The sequence below is a fragment of the Arhodomonas sp. KWT genome, from assembly GCF_010993615.1.
Window position 1 is genome coordinate 1 of sequence record NZ_WNXE01000554.1, and the last position, 1075, is coordinate 1075.

Below are 1075 nucleotides of genomic sequence, written 5' to 3' on the forward strand. Positions count from 1 at the left end.
TGCTTCTCCAGCGAGACGTTCACGAACGCCATCACCCCCAGGCCGAGGCGGCGGCGGTCGAGCACGGTGGCATAGCCGCGGATGACCCCGGCGGACTCCAGGCGCTTGAGCCGGCGCTGACACTGCGACGGCGAGAGGTGCACGCGCTCGGCGAGGGCGACGTTGGACAGGCGCGCATTCGCCTGCAGTGCCTCGAGCAGGCGGTGGTCATAGGTGTCGAACGCGAGGGTGTGCGTGTCCATTGCGTATTGATCGGTGTCAATGCAGGTTCAATGCACAGTCTGCGCGTGAGACGGTGATTCTGCAAAAACAGTGCGTCACCGGTGCGGTATCGTCCCGGACATACCCACCCGACGTGCAGGAGGCGCATCATGAGCGCGGCCGAGCAGTATCAGGATCTCTGGGACAACCCCGTGGGCACGGACGGCTTCGAGTTCGTGGAGTTCGCCGCCCCCGAGCCGGAGGGGCTCAAGGCGCTGTTCCGGCGCATGGGCTTCAGCGAGGTGGCCCGTCACCGCAGCAAGGCGGTCAGCCTCTTCCGCCAGGGCGGGATCAACTTCATCGTCAACGCGGAGCCGGACAGCCAGGGTGCGGCCTTCGCCCGCGAGCACGGCCCCTGCGCCAACGCCATGGCCTTCCGCGTGCGCGACGCCGCGGCGGCGCTGGACACCCTGGTGGCCCGCGGTGCGACCCCGGTGGCCCCGCGCACCGGGCCGATGGAGCTCAACATCCCCGCGATCGAGGGTATCGGCGGTGCCCTGGTCTATCTGGTGGACCGCTACGGTGAGCAGTCGATCTACGACGTGGACTTCGAGCCCGTGCCCGGTGCCGATCCGAATCCGGCGGGCGCGGGGCTCACCTACATCGACCACCTGACCCACAACGTCGCCCGCGGGCATATGGATTACTGGGCGAACTATTACACCGAGCTGTTCAACTTCCGCGAGATCCGCTACTTCGATATCGAGGGCAAGCGCACCGGGCTGCATTCCCGGGCGATGACCAGTCCGGACGGGCACATCCGTATCCCGATCAACGAGTCGTCGGACGACAGGAGCCAGATCGAGGAATTCCT

General features: G+C 66.8%; 2 protein-coding genes. One reads left to right on the plus strand and one right to left on the minus strand.

The window, feature by feature from the left end; translation table 11 throughout:
- Window positions 1-242 (minus strand): Lrp/AsnC family transcriptional regulator (locus tag G7A99_RS20665; RefSeq protein ID WP_163143756.1); only part of this gene is annotated, 242 nt, incomplete at its 3' end.
- A 129-nt stretch (window positions 243-371) separates the two neighbouring features.
- On the opposite strand from G7A99_RS20665, the gene G7A99_RS20670 reads away from it, so the two are divergent.
- A partial coding sequence (locus G7A99_RS20670) for a 4-hydroxyphenylpyruvate dioxygenase family protein (protein WP_205599969.1) occupies window positions 372-1075 on the plus strand: 704 nt, incomplete at its 3' end.